We start from the raw sequence: 8,176 nt of genomic DNA, 5'->3' as shown, positions 1-8,176 counted from the left end.
ACTGGCAAAGCAAAAGCTATCCGTTTATCAACACTTGATGCTATTTGCACAGCTCTTAACTGTCAGCCTGGTGACTTGCTGGAATATCACCCTGAAGAAGAATAGCTGGGGTCATAAAGTGATGTCGTCAGTCTACTTTATATTTCTATTTGTAGGGACATTCTATGACTTGAGCATCATAGCCGTATAACCTCGTTCTCGATCATAAAAAAAGGCAAGTCCGTAAGGATTTGCCCTTTTTTATGGAAGTTTATAAACCGTTTGTGGTGAATTACTTCTGTGTATAGTTATCAAACCGAGCGATATATTCTTCAAGGTTTTGATTGAGCATTTCGGCATAACGCTGAGTGAAGTATTCAATAGCCGCTTGTTTTTCGGCTTGCAGGTTTTCTGCGTTTTCAACAGAACGGGCGACGCTGAAAGCATTAAAACGGGCGGCTGAAAAGAGAACGGCTGTATTAACGTCTTCTACAGAACTTTCAGCTGCTTGCTGATTGGCAATCGCAACGAACTCATCGACACGTTCTTGAAATGTTTTGCTTGGTGAATTTTCACTCATTCTTTTTCTCTCATTGGTTTTATAGGTTTGAAATATTTAGCTAGTAATAGGCTAATTAAGACGGATCACATCATAGCAGATAGAGAAGATGGTAAAACCGTAGCTATCTTGGGTTTTACCTAAGCCGTTAGGGGATTTTATGGGCTATATTGACGCCATCACTTCAGTGTTAGTTTCGCTAACAATCGGTTTATTGTTTTGCTATAACTGATTTGACGATACTAAATCCTATGGCCCCCAAAATAACGCCTGTGACTTTATCTATATAAAAAGAGAGTCGGGTAAACCTATTTCTCATGGTCTGTTTGGATAATACATAAATGATGGCGACATCCCAAAAAAATACGACGAGTGTCATCCACACACCTAGCAGAACTTTGAAGCTGAGGCTCACTTCAGGTGTCAGTGCCACGGTAAATAAGCTCAAGTAAAACAATAAGTTTTTCGGATTTAAAATGCCGGACATAAAGCCGGTAAGACATTCTTTTGTGAAGCTGCTTGCTGCTATGCTTGTACCGGTTTCAGGTGTGACCGTCAGCTCTTTGTAGGCTGATTTAGGGGCTTTCATGGCATGAAAGGCTAAATAAAGCAGAAATAAACCGCCGATAATTTTTAATGTCATCATGACAGAAACGGATGCCGCTAAGATTGTCCCGACACCAATTAGACAGAGCCCAATATATACAGCGTTCGCCATCGCAATACCGAGCGCTACGCCGATGGCATTCTTACGATGACCTTTAATAGCGCTTTTCACGACTAAAACAAAATCAGGGCCGGGACTTAATAAAGCAAGAAAATGAGCAAGAGCAACCGCGAAAAATATACTGAGTAATTCAAAATCCATTTATATTCTCTTTAAGTCGTGCAAAAAATGGCTAGAGCGTATCGAATTTATATATAAAATTGTTATTTATATCATAACTTTTTTACTGCAATTGCCTGAACCACAGAAGCCAAACCGGTATGATAAATCCCTTCTTTTACCTCTCTTTCCATTTCTAATAAGTGCTGAAAGCTTAAGTCAGGTAATTCATCTATCAGCGTCTGCTTGGTCTGCATCAACTCAGCAGATGAGCCACCACCTGTTTCGTAGTGAAGTTGAGCAGGTGTATAGGCTTCCAGTAAAAACACACCATTTGGCTTCAGCCCTGACATAACTTTTTGATGTAGCATTTTTCTGATGGCTGGTGGCAGCGGGCAGAATATTGAAATGATGCCATCCCATTGAGCTTCCCCAAGATGAAAGTCACTCAAGTCAGCATGAATGCATTCAATTAAGACCTGATTTTCTTCGGCCAGCCGTTTAGCTTTTTGCAAACCGACTTTGGATGAGTCCACGGCGGTAACGGAGTAACCCTGCTTGGCAAGGAATACGGCATTACGGCCTTCTCCTTCAGCGAGACTCAACACTCGCCCTTTGGGAATGGCCTGCATATGGTCTCTTAAAAAATCATTGGGCTTGATGCCATAAACATAATCATCGGTGTTGTATCGTTCATCCCACATCTTTATTTCTCCATCTGTTGCTTTGAATATGAAAGTGATGGTATTACTTCAAGTCAACTTGAAGTCAAGGCTAAAATATGAAAATAGGTGAGGTATCCAAAAAGACGAATCTGCCCACTTCGACCATACGTTATTATGAAGAAAAAGGGCTGATTCAATCCTCCGGACGAAATGGCCTAACCAGAACATTTTCACCGGACATCCTGGAGCGGTTGGCATTAATCACATTAGGCCGAAATGCTGGATTATCTTTAGATGAAATTCGTTCAATGCTGCTACCTGATACGGTCGATATTAATAGAGAGTTGTTGCTAACAAGGGCAAGTGAATTGGACGAAAAAATTAAACAGATGACGGCGATGAGAGATGGTCTACGTCATGCTGCTGCCTGCAAAGCACCGAGTCATTTGGAGTGTGGTACTTTTCGTCGTTTATTAAATATCGCCACTAAGCGATGGGGCAGGCCGACGGCACTTGAACGAGATTAAGTCAGCAGGTATGAATAAGAAAGACTTGTTGAAAATAGATATACAAAACTATTCTGAGCAATGGGCGAAGGAAATTGCTGATCTGTTTTATCAATCAGTGCATGCTATTGATTCATCTGTTTATACAGTTGAGCAAAAAGCAGCTTGGGCGCCGACGCCCATTGATTATGCCTTTTGGTCAGCACGATTAGAGGCAAAAAAGCCGTTAGTCGCTATCGTTAATAATCAAGTGGCTGGCTTTATTGAGCTTGATACTGATGGTCATATTGATTGTACGTATACGCATCCTGACTTTCAGAGAATGGGCGTGGCGTCGAAGTTATATGAGCACTTGCTTGCAGAAGCAATAAGGCGAAATATGAAGCGTCTCTACGTTGAAGCATCCATTACCGCTAAGCCATTTTTTGAGCATCGCGGTTTTGCTGTTTTCAGAAAGAATGTTGTTCAGCGACATGGTGTGTCATTAGTGAACTTCTCCATGGAAAAGTCTTTATAGTCTGGTAAGTGCAGTCATTAGTTAAATGATTAAAATGTAACGGTTTGGTCTGATCATGGAATCATGATGCCTAAAGATCACTTTATAAAATCACTGAAAGGGAGCATCTGTTGCCCGAACTAAAAATAGTAGGCTTGTTTCTTGTGACGGCCTTGGCAGAAATTATTGGCTGCTATCTGCCGTATCTCTGGCTGCGTGAGGGGAAATCCATTTGGCTGCTGGTGCCTGCTGCACTCAGCCTGTCATTGTTTGCCTGGCTGTTGTCTTTGCATCCAACGGCAGCTGGTCGCGTCTATGCCGCTTATGGTGGGGTATATATTTTCATGGCTATTTTATGGTTATGGGCTGTAGATGGTATTCGTCCTACAGTATGGGATATGGTTGGCTCTGGTGTCGCATTGCTGGGAATGGCCATCATTATGTTCGCACCACGAGGATCCTAAAGACGGAGTTTTAACTCGCTGGCTTGGCGCCTGCCTGTGTTAACGTTATTTGGCTTTATTAATCAGCAAATCAAGCATTAAAAATTCCCAAGCTAGAATCTTTGCTAGTGATTTTGTTCAAGTAAAAATATGAAGTTGAGTATCAATAACTATGACAAGTTATGCCATAAGCTCAAATATTCTGAGCGATACGCCATAACACACCACTCGGATCATAGAGAACAAAATCGAGCATACCCCAGGGTTGTTCAGTGACAGCCGATATTTCAACCTTATACTTGTCTGCTATCCCTGATTCGGTAATGTGTTGATGCCAAGACTGCACGTCTTCCACAAGCAGATGCATCATGAAATTTTCAGCCAGTGTCTGGTCATAAAAATTCTGAAGCAGAAAACTACAGTTGCCGTGATAGAAGTAGGCAACACCTGTGGTATCAGATGCCTGCGTGAAGCCAAGGTCAGTATAGAAGGCTTTAGAAAGCTCATAGTCTTTTGCTGGAATAAATGCTTTGATTTCAACGGTGTTCATATTTGCCATGGCTAGCCACTCCTTATCACTAATGCTGCGAAGGCTTATCGTTTTGATAATTTGATAGCGATACCGATGATACACATCACAAGCCAGACGATATAGCTAGGTAGCCAAGATGCATTCCAAGCTTCAGAAAAGACCATGGCTGCTGGTTGATTGAGATAAAAGTTGGCTAAAAGGTTGAGTAATAAAACAATCATTAGACCGATAAGGCCGACCATTAAGAGCACGTTTTTCCGTTTCATCACTTTCATCCTTGTAGATAGTTTATTCGTTTATCGAACGGACTTTTTGTGCGATAAGAAATGTGTGCAATTCCGGATATTGATCATATTCCAAGTGCATACATACACACCCAAGCTTCATTAATAATGCCAAAAAGCCATTTGTGCCTAAACTGGAGTAATACACTTCTTGTCCCATGAAATCATCTGTGTGTTCGCCCGGTTTAGTTGCGCCACCAAATGAAAAAATCAATATGCCGCCCTTGTTCAGGCTGTTAACCAGCTTAGTTAATACAGGCTTTTGCTGCTCCAGTGGAATATGCCAAATGCTATCCCAAGCGGTAATAAAATCGTAGCGGTTCTCAATTTCCCATTCGCAGATATCTTGCTGGTGAAATGTCACGTCAGGGTGACGCTGCTTGGCAAGCTCGACCATTTTGCTGGAAATATCGACACCTTCAACGTGAAACCCTTCAGCTTGAAGCAGATCGATAAATCGTCCTGTGCACCCACAGCCGACATCCAATGCTTTGTATTTGTTTTCAACAAAGCTGATGGCACGTTTATGTGCCTCGATGCCATTATTTCTATCAAACTCTTCACGTTCCCAAAGATGGATAATCATGTTGTAGGCTTTGCCGATATCGTCTGGATTCATATGAGAGTGAGTCACAATTTATTAGCTTTTGAGTATTCCTCAATAAACTCATCAATGAGGAATTCAACGCTCTCATACAATTCATCCATATCGGCGATATCTTTGGCGTATCGTCCCCAGACAAAACCGTCTTTTTTATAGCATTCGCCATTCACGCGATAGGACATGGTTCTGCTGAAGTCGAGATAAAGCAGATATTCTCCCGCGTGCTCCTCAACACGTAAAAACAGTTGAGCATCATCACGTGGATTTTGCTGGATATTAGCCGCGTATAACTGACCATCGATGATGGCTTCCAGCTCACTCTCATCAACGTCGTCAGGTTCGACTGTATACACCACATAAAGATGATCTGGCTTAGTCATTTCAAGGCCTGTGCCAGTGTTAGCCATGGCGGAAGAGGCTTGTAAAACAAGACAGACTAAGAATGAAAAAGGCAAGAAGCGTTGGAGTGTTGGGTTCGTCATTTTAGCGCTCAATATCAATTGATGGTATTGGATTCATTGCTGAGTTTGATGATAACAGAGCGTGCCACACTTGCGAATTTAAGCAGCTGCTTTTTGTATAACGTTATCAATTATTCTGAATCATCCATCTGTCCTGTTACGGTTTTATATATCCAGATAAGCTATCGGCTATCTGTAAAAGTCGAGTGGTTTTTTTATGAATACTGTGTGGATGTCAGCATTAAGAATATCCATCATTTATGTGATTATTGGTGGTATATGGATAATCACATCTGACCAAGCTCTGTCATATTTTTTTGCTGATAAACAAAGCGTTGTTGAACTGCAAACTATTAAGGGCTGGTTTTTTATTATTGCAACGGGCTTCATTCTTTTCTGGCTGGTTTATCGTCAGCTAAGCAATATGAATGAGGCCGAAGAACGTCTTCGCTATGCGCTGAATGCTTCTGGTGATGGGGTTTGGGACTGGGATGTACCCTCAAGTAAGGTTTGGTACTCCAAGCAGCTGCAGACGATGCTTGGCTATGAAAATGGCGAGTTTAGTAACAGCCTTGATGAATGGTCGAGTCGTGTTCATCCGGATGACATAGAATCCGTGATGAATGAGTTGCAACTACACCTTGATGGAAAAACAGATAGTTATATTAACGAACATCGCATACGTTGCAAAAATGGTCGATACAAATGGGTTCAAGATAGTGGACGAGTGATTACACGTGATGAAAATGGTCATCCAGTTCGCGTCGTCGGCACACATTCCGATATCACAACCCGTAAAGAAGCCGATGAAAAGCTCAAGCTTGCTAACACCGTCTTTACCCATGCTTATGAAGGGATTCTCGTCACAGATGCTGATAGTAAGATTATCGAAGTCAATGAGGCTTTTAGTAGAATTACTGGATACAGCAGAGAGGATGTCATCGGACAAAGTCCAAAAATCCTGCAGTCTGGTAATCATTCTCCAGAGTTTTATGAAGAAATGTGGCATTTGATAAGGACCGAAGGTTATTGGTCAGGTGAATTATCAAACAGACACAAAAACGGACAGCTATTTGTAGAAATGCTGACGATTAGTGAAATTCGTGATGAAGAGGGTAACGCTGCTAACTATGTGGCTTTGTTTTCAGACATCACGCATATCCGAGCTCAGCAGATGGCCCTTGAGCGATTGGCTAGCTATGACCCATTAACATCGTTGCCCAACCGTATCTTACTGGCTGACCGTTTAAAGCAATCGATGGCACGCTGCCAACGCCATCAACAATTACTGGCAGTGGCATTTATTGATTTAGATGGATTCAAGCAAGTCAATGATAGGTATGGCCATGAAGTCGGCGATAAACTTCTGGTGACCATTTCTAATCGTATGAAGCAGGCATTACGAGAGGGCGATACTCTCGCAAGAATTGGTGGGGATGAATTTATTGCCGTTCTGACTGAACTGAATGTATTTGATGATTGTGAGTCGGTTATTGAGCGTTTACTAGTGGCATCTTCAGAGTCGATATCTATTGATGATAAAACGTTTTCAGTCTCAGCCAGTATCGGGGTCACGTTATTTCCAGAAGACAGTGTTGATGCCGACATTCTCATGCGTCACGCTGACCATGCCATGTATACAGCTAAGCAGTTGGGTAAAAATCGCTATCACCTATTTGATGTGAATCAGGATGATGCCATCAGGTCACATAGAAAACAGTTGTTGCATATCGAACGAGCTTTGGAAAACGATGAATTTGTCATGCACTACCAACCCATCGTCAATATGCGAACGGGCTCGGTAGTTGGTTTAGAGGGGCTACTTCGCTGGCAGTCACCTGAGGAAGGCTTGTTACCACCAGGTGCGTTTTTGCCCTACATAGAAAACAATCCCATCAGTGTTAATTTGGGTGAATGGGTTATCCATGCCGTCTTGAAACAAATCAGCCTGTGGCAAGCAGCACAGGTCACTATGCCAGATATGATCAGTATTAACATTTCAGCTTTACAGATTGAGCAGGCTAATTTTGCTGATAGATTAGCCTCTCTGCTAAATGCTCATCCTGAGGTAGACCCACATAAAATTGAATTAGAAATTTTAGAAACCAGTGCCTTAGAAGACATCGAAAATGTCTCCAATACAATGAGTGCCTGTGCCCAGCTTGGTGTGAAATTCGCAATTGATGACTTTGGTACAGGCTATTCATCACTCACTTATCTCAAGCATTTACCGGCTGAGATAATCAAAATCGATCAGAGCTTTGTTCGTGATATGTTGGTAGATGAGGATGATCTGGCTATTGTGAAAGGGGTGATCGGCTTGGCTAATGCCTTCCAACGAGGGGTCATAGCCGAAGGCGTGGAATCTGCCGAACATGGAAAAGCCCTATTAAAACTTGGTTGTGAGCAAGCTCAAGGGTTTGGTATTGCGAAACCGATGCCAGCAGAGCGCGTACCCGAGTGGATAGAAGAATGGAAACCTCAGTGGTGAGTAGCTAACGTTATTTAGGTACCTTGTGCTGACGACATCGCCAACTGTTTTTATTCACTATGTAATAGTCTATTTCTAATTATTAAGGCTCTCGAACACTTAGTTTTCAATATCAATTTCAAGAAATTCAAACGAGCCGTATCACCATTTTCATACGGCTTTTTTATCTACTTATCGCGTAATCGTTCGTACTGCACATTATTTTGTCTATTCATTCATTTGCTTTAATTAGGAAATTAGCATGTTTTCTAGGCTTTAAAATTCAACTAATTCCATTCCTTGCTTTAAATAGGTAAATGAAATACCTTATTAAAAAGGCGGGATTTGATA

Annotated in this window: 12 protein-coding genes; 5 read left to right on the top strand and 7 right to left on the bottom strand. The window is 41.9% G+C overall.

Features of this window, described 5'->3' with window-relative positions:
* The coding region (locus B3014_RS11725) for a helix-turn-helix domain-containing protein (RefSeq protein ID WP_289286992.1) at positions 1–105 on the top strand (105 nt) is incomplete at its 5' end.
* A gap of 166 nt (positions 106–271) precedes the next feature.
* Here the strand turns inward: B3014_RS11725 and B3014_RS11720 are convergent.
* The 3 genes from B3014_RS11720 to B3014_RS11710 form a co-directional block, all read right to left on the bottom strand.
* The gene (locus B3014_RS11720; protein ID WP_286303365.1) at positions 272–559 is read right to left on the bottom strand and encodes a DUF3144 domain-containing protein; all 288 of its coding nucleotides are present in this window, start codon (positions 557–559) and stop codon (positions 272–274) included.
* Positions 560–749: 190 nt separating this feature from the next.
* Entirely contained in the window at positions 750–1,406 is a 657-nt protein-coding gene (locus B3014_RS11715; RefSeq protein WP_289244220.1) for a LysE family translocator, read from the bottom strand.
* A 71-nt stretch (positions 1,407–1,477) separates the two neighbouring features.
* Positions 1,478–2,068, bottom strand: a complete 591-nt coding sequence (locus B3014_RS11710; protein ID WP_289244219.1) for a class I SAM-dependent methyltransferase — start codon at positions 2,066–2,068, stop codon at positions 1,478–1,480.
* Between the two features lie 77 nt (positions 2,069–2,145).
* Between B3014_RS11710 and B3014_RS11705 the strand changes: the two genes are divergently transcribed.
* The 3 genes from B3014_RS11705 (at position 2,146) to B3014_RS11695 (ending at position 3,495) form a co-directional block, all read left to right on the top strand.
* On the top strand, positions 2,146–2,556 hold the full coding sequence (locus B3014_RS11705) for a helix-turn-helix domain-containing protein (RefSeq protein WP_289244218.1): 411 nt from the start codon (positions 2,146–2,148) through the stop codon (positions 2,554–2,556).
* A gap of 10 nt (positions 2,557–2,566) precedes the next feature.
* Positions 2,567–3,052: a GNAT family N-acetyltransferase gene (locus tag B3014_RS11700; RefSeq protein WP_289244217.1), complete on the top strand. Its 486-nt coding sequence runs from the start codon at positions 2,567–2,569 to the stop codon at positions 3,050–3,052.
* A gap of 110 nt (positions 3,053–3,162) precedes the next feature.
* Positions 3,163–3,495 (top strand): YnfA family protein, encoded by a 333-nt coding sequence (locus B3014_RS11695; protein ID WP_286303366.1) that lies wholly within the window; start codon positions 3,163–3,165, stop codon positions 3,493–3,495.
* Between the two features lie 172 nt (positions 3,496–3,667).
* On the opposite strand, the gene B3014_RS11690 is transcribed toward B3014_RS11695, so the two are convergent.
* The 4 genes from B3014_RS11690 to B3014_RS11675 are packed head-to-tail and all read right to left on the bottom strand — an operon-like array spanning position 3,668 to position 5,376.
* Entirely contained in the window at positions 3,668–4,033 is a 366-nt protein-coding gene (locus B3014_RS11690) for a VOC family protein (RefSeq protein ID WP_289244216.1), read from the bottom strand.
* A gap of 35 nt (positions 4,034–4,068) precedes the next feature.
* A complete protein-coding gene (locus B3014_RS11685; RefSeq protein WP_289244215.1) occupies positions 4,069–4,272 on the bottom strand; it encodes a hypothetical protein in 204 nt (67 codons plus the stop codon).
* A gap of 22 nt (positions 4,273–4,294) precedes the next feature.
* Complete coding sequence (locus B3014_RS11680) at positions 4,295–4,924, bottom strand: class I SAM-dependent methyltransferase (protein ID WP_289244214.1); 630 nt, start codon at positions 4,922–4,924, stop codon at positions 4,295–4,297.
* On the bottom strand, positions 4,921–5,376 hold the full coding sequence (locus tag B3014_RS11675; RefSeq protein ID WP_289244213.1) for a hypothetical protein: 456 nt from the start codon (positions 5,374–5,376) through the stop codon (positions 4,921–4,923). The genes B3014_RS11680 and B3014_RS11675 overlap by 4 nt, the downstream gene beginning before the upstream one ends.
* Before the next feature lie 196 nt (positions 5,377–5,572).
* Between B3014_RS11675 and B3014_RS11670 the strand changes: the two genes are divergently transcribed.
* Positions 5,573–7,846, top strand: coding sequence for a bifunctional diguanylate cyclase/phosphodiesterase (locus tag B3014_RS11670; RefSeq protein WP_289244212.1), 2,274 nt, complete (start codon positions 5,573–5,575; stop codon positions 7,844–7,846).
* Positions 7,847–8,176 lie beyond the last annotated feature (330 nt).

This window comes from Methylophaga sp. UBA678 (assembly GCF_002299105.1).
GTDB classification, from domain to species: domain Bacteria; phylum Pseudomonadota; class Gammaproteobacteria; order Nitrosococcales; family Methylophagaceae; genus Methylophaga; species Methylophaga marina.
Note: the sequence above shows the minus strand (reverse complement) of the source record. Positions and strands in the feature narration are given on the sequence as shown.